The sequence below is a fragment of the Paenibacillus sp. BGI2013 genome (genome assembly GCF_002843485.1).
Lineage (GTDB): Bacteria > Bacillota > Bacilli > Paenibacillales > Paenibacillaceae > Paenibacillus > Paenibacillus amylolyticus.
On sequence record NZ_PJFA01000004.1, the window covers coordinates 130,746 to 148,205 of the forward strand.

General features: G+C 43.9%; 14 protein-coding genes. 10 read left to right on the forward strand and 4 right to left on the reverse strand.

Going from position 1 to position 17,460, the window contains the following annotated elements; genetic code table 11:
• Nucleotides 1–42: 42 nt before the first annotated feature.
• The gene (locus CXK86_RS11660; RefSeq protein WP_101313752.1) at nt 43–924 is read right to left on the reverse strand and encodes a helix-turn-helix domain-containing protein; all 882 of its coding nucleotides are present in this window, start codon (nt 922–924) and stop codon (nt 43–45) included.
• A gap of 27 nt (nt 925–951) precedes the next feature.
• Nucleotides 952–1,563, reverse strand: a complete 612-nt coding sequence (locus CXK86_RS11665; RefSeq protein ID WP_074095055.1) for a TetR/AcrR family transcriptional regulator — start codon at nt 1,561–1,563, stop codon at nt 952–954.
• A gap of 138 nt (nt 1,564–1,701) precedes the next feature.
• Here CXK86_RS11665 and CXK86_RS11670 point away from each other — a divergent pair, with 138 nt between their 5' ends.
• The 4 genes from CXK86_RS11670 (at nt 1,702) to CXK86_RS11685 (ending at nt 5,416) form a co-directional block, all read left to right on the forward strand.
• The gene (locus CXK86_RS11670; RefSeq protein WP_101313753.1) at nt 1,702–2,463 is read left to right on the forward strand and encodes an alpha/beta hydrolase; all 762 of its coding nucleotides are present in this window, start codon (nt 1,702–1,704) and stop codon (nt 2,461–2,463) included.
• Nucleotides 2,464–2,720: 257 nt separating this feature from the next.
• Nucleotides 2,721–3,155: a ribonuclease domain-containing protein gene (locus CXK86_RS11675; RefSeq protein ID WP_101313754.1), complete on the forward strand. Its 435-nt coding sequence runs from the start codon at nt 2,721–2,723 to the stop codon at nt 3,153–3,155.
• Nucleotides 3,156–3,169: 14 nt separating this feature from the next.
• Nucleotides 3,170–3,445: a barstar family protein gene (locus tag CXK86_RS11680; protein WP_036615935.1), complete on the forward strand. Its 276-nt coding sequence runs from the start codon at nt 3,170–3,172 to the stop codon at nt 3,443–3,445.
• A gap of 276 nt (nt 3,446–3,721) precedes the next feature.
• Complete coding sequence (locus tag CXK86_RS11685) at nt 3,722–5,416, forward strand: ABC transporter substrate-binding protein (RefSeq protein WP_101313755.1); 1,695 nt, start codon at nt 3,722–3,724, stop codon at nt 5,414–5,416.
• A 121-nt stretch (nt 5,417–5,537) separates the two neighbouring features.
• Here the strand turns inward: CXK86_RS11685 and CXK86_RS11690 are convergent, their stop codons facing one another.
• Complete coding sequence (locus CXK86_RS11690; protein ID WP_101313756.1) at nt 5,538–6,407, reverse strand: AraC family transcriptional regulator; 870 nt, start codon at nt 6,405–6,407, stop codon at nt 5,538–5,540.
• A gap of 163 nt (nt 6,408–6,570) precedes the next feature.
• On the opposite strand from CXK86_RS11690, the gene CXK86_RS11695 reads away from it, so the two are divergent.
• From CXK86_RS11695 to CXK86_RS11715, 5 genes are all read left to right on the forward strand, one after another.
• Nucleotides 6,571–8,088, forward strand: a complete 1,518-nt coding sequence (locus CXK86_RS11695; RefSeq protein ID WP_101313757.1) for a glycoside hydrolase family 43 protein — start codon at nt 6,571–6,573, stop codon at nt 8,086–8,088.
• Nucleotides 8,089–8,095: 7 nt separating this feature from the next.
• Nucleotides 8,096–9,646, forward strand: coding sequence for a glycoside hydrolase family 43 protein (locus CXK86_RS11700; RefSeq protein WP_101313758.1), 1,551 nt, complete (start codon nt 8,096–8,098; stop codon nt 9,644–9,646).
• A gap of 124 nt (nt 9,647–9,770) precedes the next feature.
• The gene (locus tag CXK86_RS11705) at nt 9,771–11,456 is read left to right on the forward strand and encodes an extracellular solute-binding protein (protein ID WP_101313759.1); all 1,686 of its coding nucleotides are present in this window, start codon (nt 9,771–9,773) and stop codon (nt 11,454–11,456) included.
• 48 nt (nt 11,457–11,504) lie between these two features.
• Entirely contained in the window at nt 11,505–13,271 is a 1,767-nt protein-coding gene (locus CXK86_RS11710) for a sensor histidine kinase (RefSeq protein WP_373888063.1), read from the forward strand.
• Nucleotides 13,256–14,881 carry a response regulator gene (locus tag CXK86_RS11715; protein WP_101313761.1) on the forward strand — a complete coding sequence of 542 codons (1,626 nt, stop codon included), beginning with the start codon at nt 13,256–13,258 and terminating at the stop codon, nt 14,879–14,881. The genes CXK86_RS11710 and CXK86_RS11715 overlap by 16 nt, the downstream gene beginning before the upstream one ends.
• Before the next feature lie 126 nt (nt 14,882–15,007).
• Here the strand turns inward: CXK86_RS11715 and CXK86_RS11720 are convergent, their stop codons facing one another.
• Nucleotides 15,008–15,775: a helix-turn-helix domain-containing protein gene (locus tag CXK86_RS11720; protein WP_047842955.1), complete on the reverse strand. Its 768-nt coding sequence runs from the start codon at nt 15,773–15,775 to the stop codon at nt 15,008–15,010.
• A 274-nt stretch (nt 15,776–16,049) separates the two neighbouring features.
• Here CXK86_RS11720 and CXK86_RS11725 point away from each other — a divergent pair, with 274 nt between their 5' ends.
• Nucleotides 16,050–17,405 (forward strand): extracellular solute-binding protein, encoded by a 1,356-nt coding sequence (locus CXK86_RS11725; RefSeq protein WP_101313762.1) that lies wholly within the window; start codon nt 16,050–16,052, stop codon nt 17,403–17,405.
• The last annotated feature ends 55 nt before the right edge of the window (nt 17,406–17,460 follow it).

Consider the following 17,460-nt stretch of genomic DNA (forward strand, 5'->3'; position numbering starts at 1 on the left):
TATCTACAGTAATGTTGAGTGTCGAATAGCAAAATATTGCGGTTAGTCGAAGAACAATTTACGGTACACAAGGCTTTCTCCGCCACTACGAAATTCACCTGGCGTAACGCCTGTTATGCTGCGAAAGGCTTTGATAAAATAACTTCCGCTGGAATACCCGACTTGCTCGGCGATGACTTCAATGCTAAGAGAAGTTCCGCGTAGCAGTTCCATTGCTTTCTCGGTACGTACACGGGTTAGATAAGCACCAGGCGTCAAGCCCGTACTGGAGGAAAAGCGACGTATAAAGTGATATTTGGAAAGGGAAATATGCTCCGCTAGGTGATCGATACTGATCATCTTGGAGTAGTTGTTTTCTATGTATTCAACGGCTATTTGAATGTTTTCAGACCAATTCTCCCTGTTGCGCAATGTTGTTCTCTGTAATCGCGTTAATTCTGTCATGAACTGATATACGCTGGATGATGCGATCAGAGGATCAGTTATTCTGCCTGTTGCCGCATCAGTCACGATCATCCGCAACAGTCGGATGGGTGTACAATCAGCGGGAAGATAGGGAACTTCTCCCGCTTCACGAAGAAATTTTCTCCAATGGGGCAGAATAAGAGTGGGTCTGAACAGCAGGAACAGAAACTCCCAAGGCTCTTTTGATGCTGAATGGTAGTAATAGCGATGTAGCCCTGGAATTTCTGCCAAAAAAGCTTGTCCTGCGGTAACATGATGGATGCGATTATTCGACTCAAATACACCTTCACCCGAGATTGTATATTGGAATAACAGGAGAGGCCCGTCCGAACGTTCGAGTCCATCCCAATGATAAGAAGGATCGGTTATTGAATCACATCCAGCCGCATACAGTACACACAGTTGGAGCTCCTTGTCTTCCGCGAATCGAAACCCATAGGTTCCTCTAGGGATATTCATGTCAGCTCTCCTTGTTGCCCTGAATTTTTACTGCGCTCCGCGAATGAAAATATCTACTAGCTTCTGGCCTAGAGAAAAGTTGGAACCATATTTATGCAGGTTATCTTCCCGATTACCCATTAACATCAATGTCGAGAAGGTCTCTGCCAGGAAAAATGGATCGTCCGTTCGCAGTCTGTTTTCATCCATTGCCCGTTGGAAATGGGAGGCTAACACTTCGTGAATCTGATGCTCCGCGTTGCGTATATCCTGAATTTGAGCTGGTTCAAGAAAAGGCTCAGCTTCTCTGAGCATGGTTTCAATCTCCGCATGTGGATTTCCCAGTCTGGCCTCTGCCAGACGCACAAGCCCCGACTCCAGATTCTCGGCTTGATCAAGGATATGCGAGGTTAACCGGCTCACATTCTGTAACATCGTTGTAAAGGCAACCTTAAAAAGCTCGGGTTTGCTGGTGAAATGATAATAAATGGTTGGTTTTGACACGCTACATGTTTTGCCAATTTGCTGAAGCGTGACTGTTTCGTAGCCATACTCCATGAATAACTGTGAAGCGGTTTGAATAATGGTTTGCTGAATTGAGATATCATCGTTGCCATGTTTGGGTCTTCCAGGCAATCGTTTGGGTGATTTTTCTGTCATTGGACTTCCCTCCATGAATATTTTATGACAAATAACGATAGTAAGCAAAATCATCTTGTAATTATACTTACCGGTAAGTATAATTATGGAGAGTTAAAAAAGGCATATCATTATCCTCATATTAAGGTGGTTATAAGGTTGAAAACAGCACAACGTACTAACAAATGGAAGAAAATAATTATGTGGACCATCTTGTCCATTGTTATCATCGTGGCCGGCGTTTACGTATATCTCAATTCGGTTACGTATAGTCCGACTGAGCGAGCTGAAACGGCGATGACAAGTGATGCTCAGGTTATTGTCGCCAAGATTAAGGACGGTTACCGATTTGAACCCGTGGGTACAGAGATAACCAAACCGAATATTATTTTTTATCCAGGTGGTCTGGTTGAACCTGAAAGTTATTCTCCACTTGCCAGAGAAATGGCAGAACAGGGTCACCGCGTATATATCGCGAACATGCCAATAAACTTGGCGATTTTCGGTCAAAACAAGGCTGATTCCTTTATCGAGGAACATCCTGACGAAGCGTTTGTTATTGGTGGCCATTCGTTGGGAGGGTCATTTGCATCACGGTATGCTACGGAGCACAATGAGAAGTTGGAAGGCGTCTTTTTCTTGGCTTCTTATGCAGATGAAGGAGGGAGCGTAAAGAATACGGACTTGTCTATCTTACAGATTACAGGCTCGGATGACGGAGTGCTTAACTGGGAAGACTGGGAGAGCTCCAAAGCAAATCTTCCGGAAGACACGACATATGTGAGTATTGAGGGTGGAAATCACGGTCAATTTGGCTCATACGGCATGCAAAAAGGAGATAATCAACCTGCCATTACGGAAGATAAGCAGTTGGAAGAGGTTGTTGTAGCCCTAGAGAACTGGATGGATACATTAAATTAAACTATTAAATGAATGTGTTGAATGGTAATGATCGTGGTACGATTAAAGTCGCTATTTTAGCGGCTTTTTTTGTTGTAGAATAAAAATAATGCTTCAATGGAGCAAGGCAACAGCTTTAATTGATTGAATTTCAACTCCATAATAGGCTTACAGAATTGCTTTAATTACCACAAATCGTTAACATTAGAAGCATTGTCATCGAAATAGCACCAAAACGGAAGACAGCAAGAGCAAGAACATCAAAAGGAGAAAAGATTATGTTTTTCAGAAAATTTGCTTACACGTTAGTGATCATCCTCGCTGCATTATTGTTCTCAGGTTGTACGTCAGAGTCTTTGCGTGATCTCGGATCACCTCAAGTTTCGGAGGATATGGGATTTGATGAGGTTGCCAATTATATCTCGGAACACAATGAACTCCCACCAAATTACATTACCAAGAAAGAGGCCAGAGATCTGGGATGGGAACCAAGCGAAGGTAACCTGCGAGAAGTTGCTCCAGGCAAAAGCATCGGCGGCGACGTGTTCAGGAACCGGGAAGGATTACTCCCCAACAAAAAAGGCCGGATCTGGTACGAAGCCGATATAAATTACTCAGGAGGACGGCGCGGAAGCGACCGAATTCTATACTCGAATGACGGTCTAATCTACCAGACGACAGATCATTACAAGTCATTTGAACAGTTAAAATAAACGGAGGAAATGATATGAGCATCATTCAGATTAACGGAAACGACTTTCACAGCAAGGAAGAGCTTCATCAAATTTTGCAGAACCAGCTTGAGTTAGACGAGAGCTATGGAGGCAATTTGGACGCTCTATGGGATGTCTTAACTGGGGCTGTAAGCATGCCGATTACTTTTCAATGGATTGGGTTCGAGAAAAGTAAAGAAATTCTTGGAGATTACGCTGATCAAGTCATGGAATTGTTGCGGGAAGTTGAAGCAGAAATCCAAGGATTTACGTTGGAACTATATTATTGAAAAGTAGGTTTGGTTTTATGAGGCGATGGGCAACCATCGCTTTTTTTGGTCTTCACATTTTTACTGAGACTCATGTCTAGATCATGCTATTTTCATGGCTTAATAATCAAGGTTGGGGTGATCAGACTTCCTTATACTTTAAACATGGAATAGGGTAGGCAGGATTGTAGTCGTTTACTAACGGTTGAATATGTAAGCGTATACTATCTCAAAGTGAACCATCGTAATGTCTGGATTGGTTATTACGACTAACATCATTTAGGGGGCAGAAAAATAATGAGAGCCGTATCAAAAGTGCTAGGAGCATGTCTCGTAACAAGTGTTGTGTTAGTTTCCGCCGGTTGCGGAAATGCTGGAGAGAATTCCGAATCAAATACGAGTGACCCCAACAGCCCGATCACATTTACCTTCTTCGGCGCAGATGCAAGTCCCAACTGGAACAAAATGCAGGATGCGGTAGGGAAGAAAATTACGGAAGAAACCGGTGTAAGCATTGATGCTGAATTCGATATTTCGAGCGGAGGCGGAAACGACCGCATTTCCCTGATGGCTGCCAGCGGCGATTATCCGGATTTGATTTTCCCCAAAGGTAACTTGACCAGACTCGTTGATGCCGGGGCAATGATTGATTTGACGGATCTGATCGAAGAACACGCCCCCAACTTGAAAAAGATCTACGGTGAGCACTTCAATCGGTTGAAATACAGCAATGACGATCCTGCAATCTATTGGATTCCAACGAATGGTGCGATCGATCAGGTCAGCTTTGATGCCACGAATGGTACTGCCATTCAACATCGTGTAGTCAAGGAACTCGGGTATCCTGAGATCAAAACCTTAAACGATTTCGAAAATGTGCTACGTGAATATTACGAGAAACATCCGACCACAGATGATGGCCAACCCACAATTCCGCTGACGCTTAGTGCAGATGGATGGCGGCGAATGATCACTGTTACTGATCCCGCTGTCATGTCTACTGGAGGACCTGGAGATGGTGAATATTTCATCAATCCGGACACCTACGAAGCCGTTCTGCATTACAAACGTCCCGAGGAGAAGGAATATTTCCGGTGGTTGAACAAGATGTACAATGAAGGCTTGCTGGACAAGGACAGTTTTGTTCAGAAGGATGACCAGTATAAGTCCAAAATCGCCAGTGGTCGCGTGTTATCCTTGCTTGATCCAAGCTGGGGATTCAGTGATGCGGAAAATGCTTTGAAAAGTGCAGGGAAAGACGACATGACCTACGGATTCTATCCGGTCACGCTAGATGACAACTTTCAGCGTAAAGATTTCCAGAATATTGGCTTTGACGGTTATGGCATTGGCATAACTGTAGATTGTGAAGATCCTGTCCGGGCTATTAAATTTTTGGACTGGATGTCTTCTGAAGAAGGGCAAGTATTGAGAAACTGGGGCGTTGAAGGCGAGCAATATAACGTGGAAGACGGTGTTCGCACCATCCCAGCCGATGTACAGGAACGTAAAAACAAAGACAATAACACATTCACCAAAGAAACCGGAGTAGGCTTGTATTACATTTTTGGTGCTCATTACGGGGATGGCGTCAAAGATTCAACGGATAACTACTATACAACGAATTATCCTGAACAGATACAGCAAAGTTATTCCGATGAGGAAAAAGAAGCTTTGAAAGGTTATGGCATCACCACATGGAAGGACTTGTTCCCTTCCGAAAAGGAGTTTCCGGTGAAAGAGTGGGGTGCTGCTTACAATATGCCGATTCCTTCGGATAGCGGGGATTATAACGTTGTGTATCAGAAAACGCAGGATATTATTCAGAAACGGATCGCCGAAGCGATTACATCCTCTCCGAGTGCCTTTGAAGACATATACGACAATATGATTACCGAACTTGATAATGCAGGTGCAGTAGCCATGGAACAGCAGTATACGGAGTGGATTAAAGATCGCGTTCGATTGTGGACGGGTAAAGAGATCAATTAACTTGCGGATATAATCAAAGTAATGCACTGTTTGCAGATCCGAAGTATATCAAGAACTTAAAAAACATCGAGCCATGCAGGATGGCTTGATGTTTTTTAGTTTACATTGAATGAGCTTGTCATTATTTTGGCAAAGCTTCCATTGCATCACGTCTTTGTTTGATATATCTACCAGGGGAGATGCCAACCATTTTGGTAAAACTGCGAATAAAATTGGCATAGTCACTAAAGCCCGATTGAAAGCATGCATCCGTAATACTCATTCCTTCTGACAGGTGGAATTTGGCCCGTTCAATACGACGACCCAAAATGTAGGAACGGATGGTCAATCCAGTATGCTTTTTGAACTGGCGGCTGATATAAGTACTGTTCATGTAGAACACTTCGGCAAGTTTGCGAAGTGTAATGTCTTGATTTAGATGTGTTTCAATATAATCCATGGTTTCACGAACCAGTTCAGGCATAATGTCATTGGGAACAAAGGAATTGTTATGAAACCAGACGTTAATCATGACCAACAATTGGGCTACGGCTGCATTTATTTTGATATCGGTGCCATACGCATCGGAAGCAAGCAATCCTTCCAGTTCGTTTGTACATTGCAGCATCTGCTTCAAGTTATCGTCGTCTAAATGTACGATGTTGCCTGTTCCTTTGGGGCGATGATCAAAACATGACGATAGATTGGTTGATGGTGTGGAAAGCTGAAACAGATATGTTTTTTTGAGATTGATTGTAATTCGCTCATACTCAGATTCATCCAGAATAAAGGCTCGGTGCATCTCCTCGGGTGACATCACAAGCAGATCGCCAGGCTGTACATGGTAACATCGATTTTCTACATAAAAGTGAACGTTACCACGAAGAAACAGGTAGATCTCGTATGCATTATGGCGATGATAGATCGTTTCCAGCTTATACGTCGTTACGCTGTGTAGATATAAGAGCTCAGGCTGGATGGGATCATAAAAACACTCAGAGGATCCATTCATGAAGTACCTCCCGTCATTTCACGCAATAAATAGAGCGGTTAACGCAATGAAATTGTACTCAGCTTACCTTAAAATGTAATCATCCTATCATGTTACCTTTTGTATTGCAAACGCTTTCTCGTAAAAAAGCACAACTAAAAACGATTATAGGGGGATTCTTTTGATGAATCATCAATCAACACCACATGCTGGTGAGCAAAAGCAAGACCAAGCTGCCAATCTGGAGCGTATTGCAGGGGAGATTGGAAAGCTTCGTCCCAACGGTAATCCTCTGGTGGCCCACAAATTTGGAGCCGACCCCTATGCTTTGGTATTTAACAATCGAGTCTACTTATATATGACTAGTGATAAGCTGGAATATGATAAGGACGGTCTTCCTCAGAAAAACAGCTACAGTTCAATCAACCGGATTACGGTCATTTCTTCGGATGACTTAATCAACTGGACCGATCACGGGGAGATCAGAGTTGCTGGACCGCAAGGCGCAGCAACATGGGCTTCGCAATCCTGGGCCCCGGCAGCTGCTCATCGAATCTTGGATGGAAAGGACTGTTTCTTTCTTTATTTCGCCAACAATGCCAGTGGAATTGGTGTATTGTCTGCACCAACACCTGTTGGTCCATGGATAGACCCTATAGGCAAAGCACTTATTACAAGAGAGACTCCGGGAGTGGAGGAAGTAACCTGGTTATTCGATCCGGCTGTCATTGTAGATGATGATCATCAAGCCTACCTTTACTTTGGTGGTGGTATTCCACACGGAAAAGCAGAAAAACCGGATACGGCAAGAGTTATGCGATTGGGAGACGATATGATCAGCGTTGTTGGCAAAGCGAAGGTTATTCAGGCGCCTTATATGTTTGAAGATTCAGGGATACATAAATATAATAATAGTTACTACTTTACGTATTGTTCCAATTTTATTGAGGGTGATCGGCCAGATGGCAGCCCACCACCTGGTGAGATTGCATATATGACCAGTGTTCAGCCAATGGGGCCATGGACATATCAGGGTACGTTACTCCAGAATCCTGGACACTTTTTTAATATTGGCGGCAACAATCACCATGCTATATTTCAACTATCGGATCAGTGGTACATTGCCTATCATGCCCAGACATTATGCCAAGCCATGAATATCCCAGAAGGTTACCGGTCAACACATCTTAATCGAGTCGAACATGATGAGGCCACGGGTAAGATCAAGAAGGTACATGCCGATTATCAGGGCGTAGATCAAATCAAGTGCTTCGATCCCTATGGGCGGGTAAGCGGTTCAACGATTGGATGGAGTAGCGGAGTATCAACAGAGCAATATTTTGACTCTGGTGAGATGTCTGCATCAGATTCGAATATGATCTCCGCTAAGTTGCATAATGACAGCTGGATAGCTATATCCAAGGTCGACTTTGAAAGTGAAGGACCTACAAGCTTCACAGCCACGATTGCGAATCAAGGAACCGAAGGTACGTTAGAACTTCGACTTGATCGTACAGACGGACTGTTAATTGGAGAAATCATTGTTCCACCTGCAACCGAATCTCTTCAATGGATGGAACTAACAACGAATGTTACGGGTGCGAAAGGTGTGCAAGACTTGTATATTAAGCTTAAAAGTTCAACAGACAGCCCAACCATCCTTTTAAGAGAATGGAAGTTTAATAGACAAAATGAGGTGTAATTAAAGCATGTATCCGAATCCGATTATTTGGGCCGATTACCCGGATCTTGATGTTATTCGTGTAGATGACACATATTATATGGTCAGTACAACCATGCATATGATGCCGGGATGTGTCATCCTGCGTTCATATGATCTGATCCATTGGGAAGTAGCCACATATGTATACGACACATTGGACGATACACCTGCACAACGGCTGGTGGATGGTCATCACGTTTATAGTAAAGGCATGTGGGCTGCATCACTCCGCTATCATCAAGGAATGTTCTATGTGATCTTTGTTGCGAATGATACCCGTAAGACATACTTGTATACGTCGACCTCCATCTCGGGAGTATGGAAGAAACAGATCGTGGAAGGGTTTTACCATGATTGCTCCTTATTTTTTGACGATGATGAACGAGCATATCTCGTGTACGGTAATACCGAGATCTATCTGACCGAATTAAGCTCTGATCTGTCCGGGCCCAAACCTGGTGGAGTGCATCGCTTGATTGTAAAAGACGAGCAGCCTCATCACCTTGGTTATGAAGGAGCACATTTTTACAAGATCAATGGTAAATATATTGTGTTCCTGATTCATATCACGAAAGCTTCCGGACGTAGAACACAGGCGTTTTATATGGCAGACTCTCTGGAAGATGTCTTCACTGGTGGAGAAGTATTTAATGACGATATGGATTATTTCAATTCAGGTGTTGCTCAGGGCGGTATCGTGGATACGCCGGATGGAGACTGGTATGCAATGCTGTTTCAGGATCATGGGGCTGTTGGCCGGGTTCCTGTTTTGGTTCCGCTACACTTTGATCAAGGTCAACCGATCTTTGCAAACAAAGCGCCGAAGCAGATTGATATCCCGAGCACGAGACCAGAGCACCGTTATAACCCGTTAGTGGGTAGCGACAGTTTCAATTATGAACCCGAGGAAGATGGAAACATCCGCCTCCGTGATTTTTGGCAATGGAATCATACACCTAATCATGAACTCTGGTCCGTTACAGAGAAATCGGGGGTGTATCGTGTTCGAACGGGACAGATCAGCCCAAATCTGACGTTTGCGGTCAACACACTAACCCAGCGTTCAATGGGGCCCGCTTGCGAAGCAATAGTTACGCTTGACGGCAGTCGTCTGAATGATGGGGACTATGCCGGGTTGTGCTTTCTAATCGGTTCGTACGGTATGATCGCTCTCACGAAGCAGGATAACAAGTTTTACTTGGTCATGCATGCCAGAGATAGTGAGGATTCCACCATATTTGGCAATCTGATCGACCAGAAGCCAGCCACTGAACATGAACGTATCCCAGTATCAGATCCAGTAGTTAAACTAAAAGCATTCGGAAATTTTGAGAACAACCTGGATGAGTGCTCTTTTGCCTATTTTGATGGGGTTGAATGGAGAGATATAGGGATTGTCCACAAAATGATATATAAACTGGATCATTTTATGGGTTGTCGAACGGGGTTGTTTGTATATTCAACGGAAATAGCTGGAGGAACAGCTGACTTTTCGAATTTTGAATATCGCGTGATTAATCCTGATGAGAAACAATAAAAATACGAAAAGCCGCCCAATGGCGGCTTTTCGTATTCAATGAGTACAAGTTGTTGTACAATGATATGGATTAAAGTTGACAGAGAGAAGAGAGTTGTTCAAACCGAACTGGGGGCATGTCGTCATGTATAAGAGATGTCTGGACATAACAAGATGGACCTTCATTCTGTTCCTTGCTGTATCCATACCAGCAGGTCATACCGAAGGTAATAGCAAACAACATCATCCGCAGCAAGATGGGCAGCAGATTCAACTTCCCGCTACGTTTGAGAGGTATTCTCCTCCCATCGTGGTCTCTTTTGTCAGGGAAACGGGAGATGACCTTGAGCGCATGATTAGTCAGTTACCGGGCGAGACGATACTGGATAATCGCTGGACTCGTTTGTACGAGAAAGAGCTAGGTATTCAAATTCACTATGACTGGACTGCTAATGGGGATGTATACAATCAGAAGTTGGGTGTATCCCTTGCTGCAGGACGTTTTCCAGATGTGGTGAAAGTTAATCCATATCAACTTAGACAACTGAGCAACGCTGGAATGATCGAAGATTTAACCCATGTATACCAAGAGTATGCTTCCCCACTTACAAAGAGTATATTGGAGGCGGAGGGAAGAGGCGCATTTGATGCGGCAACCATTGATGGCAAACTCATGGCTATTCCCGAATCATCTTCCTCCATTGAGACAGCGCAGTACCTGTGGATTAGAACCGATTGGTTGGAGCAACTGGGGCTACGGCCGCCTGAAACGATGGAAGAGCTTCTCCAGGTTTCGAAAGCGTTTACAGAGGAGGACCCCGACGGGAACGGAGAGCATGATACGTACGGACTTGCGCTAACGAACCATCTATGGGATCCAGTTATGGGAGCTGCAGGGTTCATGTCCGGCTACGGTGCCTACCCTAATATATGGGTTAAAGATGCAGAAGGAAACCTCACTTATGGAGGTATACAGCCTGAAGTTCGGGAGGCTCTGAAAGTACTGCAAACGTTGTATCGTGAAGGCCAACTTGATCCGGATTTTGGTTATAAAAGTGGAAACAAGGCGTTTCGTCTAGTTCAAGATGGAAAAATAGGGATGCTTTACGGCGAACAGTGGACATCCTTTATGCTTCAGAGCACCCGTGATAAAGATACAGATATAGATGTAGAATGGCAGGCATATCCCATTGTTGCCAAGTCGGACCGGAGCCTGTTCGTACCGCTACGTTCCAACACTGGGCAATACTTTGCTGTAAAAAAGGGATTCTCTAATCCGGAAGTTGTTGTAAAGCTCATGAATCTGCATCTGGACATCAACTGGGGGGATCAGGCACAGTATGAAACATACTACAATGACGACTCCCGAGCTGTGTGGATGCTTTCACCGGTAACTCCTTTTCCCGGTAATAAAAATATAGATGCATACAAACAAATTCGTGATGCCAGAAGTACAGGAGACTTCTCGGCTCTGCAGAATGAAGCTCTCGCCATTCACAAACGCATTGTGGCCTATGAATTGGAAGATGTAGAGAGCGGCTGGGGTTGGAAACAAACCTATGGGCCTTCGGGTGCTTTTAGCATTGCAGATTCTTACGAGAAGAACGGCCAACTTCTCTATGATCAATTCACGGGCGGAATTACGGATACAATGGTTGATCGACAAATTATTCTTCGGGATCTTCAGCTTGAAGCCTATATGAACATTATTCTAGGCAGGTCGATAGATGAGTTTGATCAATTCGTTGAGAACTGGCGCAAGCTGGGGGGAGATCAGATCACATCGGAGGTTAACGCGTGGTTTCGCGCCAGCAAGCCAAAGGAGCGCTAATGTTCACTTTATTCTTAAAAGGAACCCACTCAGCCTTTGGCATTGGAGGTGAATGTATTGATCAAGATCCCTGCTAAATCATGGTTTAACAGTATATTTGCGCGATTAATAATCACTTATCTGGTATTTGTACTCCCCCTTATTCTTCTTGGCGTGTATCTGTATCATTGGAGTTATGACAATGCAAGTCAGGAAATATCGTTGTCAACGGAAAGACGGTTGAACCAATATGTGGTGGAATTGAACAGAGAGATAGAATGGATGGAATTACAGCAGTTTGATATCGTTGAGGATCGAAAACTCAATCGTCTGGCCATTCTCTGGGACATGATGGATCAGGTTGAGCGGCGTGATACATTAAATTACCTGACTGAACGACTCGCTTCATTCAAGAACAGCACTGCTTATATCAAAAACGTTCATGTACATATCCCTTCTGTTGGCAAGAGTATATCCGCGATCCAAGGCATCGATGATTTCGATAAAAGTTCTTACCTATATTTCAGTTCAGGCATGCAAGGAAAAGGTACACGTTTCACGGTGAAAGAGGACGCCTTGAACTTAAGTGCTGTCAGATTGACAGGCACGAGAGGAGAACCCCCGCTTTTTGTCATTCAGGTGGAGCTGGATACATACCATTTTCAGAATGAACTCACACGGCTTAATTTGTACCCGGAGAGTTCAACGTTTCTGATTGAGGACAAAACGGGGTATGCCATCACAGATAAACATCAAGCTAGTGTTATTCTCGCGAATTACCGTGAGCACAGTGTAAAGGGTACACTTGATGGCTTTCGGATGAAGGTGGGTGACACCATGTACCATGTTAGTCAGTTGCATATGGACTCCCTGGGCTTATCCGTAGCTACATATCTACCCGAGGCAATTGTTACGAAGCCACTTAGCAAGTTCTATCATTGGGCTTGGCTGTTTGCAATTACATCATTTGTTGCCATCACGGCGTATCTCTATTCAAGTTACAAGTTGATTCATATCCCGTTGCTGTTGTTGGTGAAAAGATTCAAAAAAATGGAGGGAGGCATGCTTGATGTCCCCATTGCGCATAACCGAAAGGATGAATTCGGCTTCCTCTACACCCGTTTCAATCTAATGATTGAAAATCTTCAATCCCTTATCGATCGAGATTTTAAGAAAACATTGATGATGCAGCGGGCCGAGTTGAAACAGCTTCAATCGCAGATTAATCCTCATTTTCTGTACAATAGCTTCTTTATTCTGAATTCACTGGCAAGGACAGGAGAAACCGAACGTATTGAGCAATTCACCAACATGCTCGGAGAGTATTTCAGGTTCATTACGAGGAATGAAACAGATCATGTGAAGTTGAAAGTGGAAGTTGAGCATTCACGAATCTATACAGAGATTCAACAATTACGATTCTCCAGACGAATCAAAGTTGATTTTGGGTCACTACCTACTGAGATGGAACATATTAAAGTTCCCAGACTCATTATTCAACCTATTATTGAGAATGCCTACGAACACAGCCTTGAAAAGAATACGGACTCCGGTCTTCTAATTATTGGGTTTAATATGGAAGGTTCATATGCCGAGATCACCGTAGAGGATAATGGAAATGAGCTGGAAGAGCAACACATTCAAACTCTTCAACAACGCTTGCATAAGGACGGAGGTACAGACGAAATGACGGCGTTAATAAATATTCATCGACGTCTGGTCCTGACGTATGGAGAAGGAAGTGGGCTGTTTCTATCCAGAAGTGAACTGCAAGGGTTAAAAGTCACAATTCGAATCCAGTGGAAAGAGGGGGAAAACGAATGTATCGACTTTTGATTGTAGATGACGAGGAGATTATTACGGATAGTCTCTATGAAACGTTCGCCAGACATATACCCGAACAGCTTGATGTATGTAAGGCCTACTCTGCAACAGAAGCATTGTCCTGGATGCAACGTTCGAGAATTGACATTGTTCTAACGGACATCCGTATGCCGGGTATGAGTGGGTTGGAACTGACAGAGCGAATTCAAGCCAGTTGGCCGAATTGTCGCGTCATTTTTCTGACAGGACATAGCGATTTTGACTATGCATATCAAGCTTTTCAGATGGCTAATGTGCGTTACTTGCTCAAAACGGAAGGTTATGACAAGGTGATGTCTGTTGTAGAAGATGTAATGGAAGAGATCCGGCAAAGTCACAGCATGGTTGAGTTGTTGGAACATTCTCATAAAGTCAATTCGCAGCTTGCACTGATACAGCAAAAAGAGTATTTACGGAAGTTACTTCAAGACTGTACGGCGGTTATAGATTCTACTATGGATATGCAGGACGAATTATCCAAACGAGATATAAGATTACAGATCAACTCGCCTGTTTATCTCATACTGGGTCGGTTCAATAATCTTCCAGAAAAAGGTTCGGACCTCACACAAGTTCAAGAATCTGTGCGCATTATCGGCTCTTCTCTGATGAATGAACGTACAGTGTGCGCAAGTGTAACGGACCATTATGGGGATACGATCTGGCTGCTTCAGCCGAAGCAGGAGGAAGAGATGACAAATGATAAACTTGTGCGATTTCTAGAAGGTACACTGGAACTGGTACAGGAAGCATGTATGGTCTCACTCGGCGTATCCATTGCTTTTTCATTAAGTAGTCGCAGTTGCAATTGGTCCGAGTTAACCAAACAATATGAACGTCTGAGATTACTCCAGTGGATGAAAATTGGGGATGGTGTATCCATGGTACTCACGGACCATCGTAATGATCTCTCATCTGATGTACCCAAAGAATCCATGCGGATCTCAAACCGGATCGAGATTATGTCAGGATATTTGGAAACGGGACGAATTCAGCCATTTTACGATATATTTGAGGAGCTTGCAGGAGAACTGATGCAACAGGATATTACGATGGAACGTGCCATGGAGACATACTACAATCTGGCCTTATTATTGCATTCAACGATCAATCGTTGGGGCCTTCAACAGAAAATCCCGGATCAACGAAGCTTGCTGCACTTAGGGGAGTATACCTGCATGAAGGATGCAGTACAATTTCTATATCGTGCTGCCGATGAATTAGTACGCTACAAAAGATCAAATGAACAGGAACGCGCTAACGTTGTCATTCATTCCTTATGCAGTTACGTCAAGGAGAACCTGGAGAAAGATCTCTCTCTGGTGAGACTGGCAGAACTTCATCATTTTAATCCATCCTATCTGTCGCGATTCTTTAAGCAGGAAATGGGAATAAACGTGTCAGAGTTCATTGACGACTGCCGAATACGGAAAGCCAAAGAATTGCTTCAGAACACAAATCTTATGGTGCGTGAGGTCGCACTTCAAGTGGGGTACGAGGCTGCCCATTCATTTACCCGACTTTTTAAGAAAATAACGGGAATGACTCCCCAAGAATACCGGGAATCCCTTTTGGTACGTTAACGGTGAATACTCTGGAATTGACCAAACCCAAACAACCACAAAAAAACGCAGGAAGTAGAATACATCCCCTGCGTTTTTTTGTGGTTATTATCTAATTGATAAACAAACCGATTCGGCGACCCACCTTTAGGCCGTGTGGATTTTTTGTCTTCTATAAGCATTGGGACTCGATCCGGCATACGCTTTGAACTTTTTATAGAACCAATCAATATCCTTATAACCTACCTCAATAGCAATCTCATATATTCGCAGATTCGTGGAAGACAACAACTGCTGTGCCTTTTCCATACGTTGCTGGAGCATATAATCATTGAAAGACATCTTCTCTTCCAGCTTAAACTTCTGTCCAAGGTACGCACAGTTAAAATGAAGCATGTCAGAGATCTTCTTCAGCGTGATTTCATCACTCAGATGATCCCGTACATAGGCCTTAACGATACGAATAACATGACTGGAGTGCATGGGTTTACCGTTCATTTGAACGGGTGTTTTGAAGAACGACGACGTTTTGTGTGCCGGGTCGGTTTCAAGGTGGGATCTAAGTCCATGCAGACTGTTAAGTAAAGAAGAAGGACTAACAGGATACGGGAGATAATCATTTACCTGATACGTCAGGGCTTTGCGTACAAACCTGAAGTGATCTCTTCCACCCATCAGGAGGATAGGTATCTGACTTTTTTTTCGGATGTCATTGCATAACCAGAGCCCCGCGGTATCAAACCTCTCTGTATGTACCATAACAAGGGAAAAGTCTCGTTCTGACAATGCGGTCAAAGCCTCGGCCGATGAGAACACACAATTTGCGATAGTATATTGAGCTTTGCTCCGTAGCAACATCTGTTGCAACTCTCCGCACAAACGACGGCTGAAATCCACAAGTAAAATATCATACATGAAGCAATACCTCACCTTCTGCTGAATTGTAATGCGCTAGATTAACTGAAATTTGACTTAATTTCATTATGGTAATAAAAGAAAGCGCATACAATGTGCATATTTTTGTAGACAGTGCATTTCTTTACCAATTAAAACCTATAATGCACTTTGCTCGTGCAAAATTACGCAAATCTATATTCAGCCCGGGTAAACATCTGTATTTCGGCAGGTTGTTTGCGCTTTCATTTGAACGATACACTGTGATAGCAAACGACAATCAGGGGGGAAGACGATGAGAAAAAACAAGTTCATGCTACTGAGCCTGGTATTTGCGGTCTTGTTGGTAATTGCTGCATGCAGTTCTGCACCTACCGCTCAACCCGAGCCGGAAAAGACAACACCACAGGAGGAACAAAAACCCGCGGAAACCGAGCCAAAGAATGAAAACTCCACGCCAGAAATGGACTTTGACATGGGTGGCAGAACGATCAAGGTTGTTGCTTGGTGGGACATGGAAATACAGGGGAACAACCCGGACAACATTCAACGCCTTGAGAATCTCGAAGCGCTGAAGAAAAAACACAACTTTAATATTGAATATGTTTCCATCGATTTTGGTGAATATCAGGAAAAAGTAGTTGCTTCCCTGATGGCCGGTGAACCGCTTGGCGATCTGGTGAGACTGGGCAAAAACTATGCCATTCCGGCATTGACCAAACAGGATCTGTTATGGCCGGTGGATGATTATATTAAAAACGACAAGGTATTTAATCAGAAAACAACCAAAGAATACATGCAGTATGAAGGCAAAGGTTACGGCTTTACCGAGGACCAGTCCTCGTTTATCAACGGAATTTTCTATAATCGCACACTCATGCAAGAGCTCGGCTTGAAGCCACTTCAGGAGTATGTGGATGCCGATGAATGGAACTGGGATACGTTCATCAGTGTTGCCAAGCAAGCGAACAACGATCGAAACAATGATGGCAAGCTAGACACTTGGGGACTCGCTCAAACGGGCTTGCTGGAACCGATTCTGTATTCCAACGAGGCTTCTCTGACCAAAGAGGATAAGCAAAACCTGGAAGATCCAAAAACAAAAGAAGCGTTGAACTTCCTGTCCAAACTGGCTACCGAGAAGGTCGGTAGAGCTTCTGAGGGCGGCGATTGGACAGAGCCATCCACGTTCTTCCGTCAAGGCAACACCTTGATGTATTCAGGTGCCATGTACGAAGTTGAAGGTATTATGACGGATATGAAGGACTACGATATTGGTTTTGTACCGTTTCCAAAAGGTCCAAGTGCAACAGCGTATCACTCCGGTGAGTCACGTTACCAAGCTATAACGATTCCAAAAGCAGTAGAGAATCCGGAACAACTGATGTACATCTGGGAGAAAATTAATGAGATCGAATCGATCTATGAGTATCCGGGACAATCCACACTGGAGACACATCTGACCGATGAAGCAGATATCAACAACGCCAGAGAGGTTGCGGAAGGTATGTTGGTTCTCGACCATAACACATTCCCGTCCTTGCCGTTCTGGGATTTTGATGGGGAACTCAAAGAAGGGGTATCCGTATCTACGCTGATCGAGAAATACAAGGCTCCTTTCCAGGCTGCGATTGATGAGGTTTACAAATAAGTATCACGTTACACGGGCAGAACGCACCAGTGAAGGTGCGGTCTGTCCGGGTTAG

Bases quoted from the DNA above. Each gene is read 5' to 3' on its own strand.
- CXK86_RS11660 (WP_101313752.1), bottom strand. From the start codon at position 924: ATGAATATCCCTAGAGGAACCTATGGGTTTCGATTCGCGGAAGACAAG.
- CXK86_RS11665 (WP_074095055.1), bottom strand. From the start codon at position 1,563: ATGACAGAAAAATCACCCAAACGATTGCCTGGAAGACCCAAACATGGC.
- CXK86_RS11675 (WP_101313754.1), top strand. From the start codon at position 2,721: ATGTTTTTCAGAAAATTTGCTTACACGTTAGTGATCATCCTCGCTGCA.
- CXK86_RS11680 (WP_036615935.1), top strand. From the start codon at position 3,170: ATGAGCATCATTCAGATTAACGGAAACGACTTTCACAGCAAGGAAGAG.
- CXK86_RS11685 (WP_101313755.1), top strand. From the start codon at position 3,722: ATGAGAGCCGTATCAAAAGTGCTAGGAGCATGTCTCGTAACAAGTGTT.
- CXK86_RS11690 (WP_101313756.1), bottom strand. From the start codon at position 6,407: ATGAATGGATCCTCTGAGTGTTTTTATGATCCCATCCAGCCTGAGCTC.
- CXK86_RS11695 (WP_101313757.1), top strand. From the start codon at position 6,571: ATGAATCATCAATCAACACCACATGCTGGTGAGCAAAAGCAAGACCAA.
- CXK86_RS11700 (WP_101313758.1), top strand. From the start codon at position 8,096: ATGTATCCGAATCCGATTATTTGGGCCGATTACCCGGATCTTGATGTT.
- CXK86_RS11705 (WP_101313759.1), top strand. From the start codon at position 9,771: ATGTATAAGAGATGTCTGGACATAACAAGATGGACCTTCATTCTGTTC.
- CXK86_RS11715 (WP_101313761.1), top strand. From the start codon at position 13,256: ATGTATCGACTTTTGATTGTAGATGACGAGGAGATTATTACGGATAGT.
- CXK86_RS11720 (WP_047842955.1), bottom strand. From the start codon at position 15,775: ATGTATGATATTTTACTTGTGGATTTCAGCCGTCGTTTGTGCGGAGAG.
- CXK86_RS11725 (WP_101313762.1), top strand. From the start codon at position 16,050: ATGAGAAAAAACAAGTTCATGCTACTGAGCCTGGTATTTGCGGTCTTG.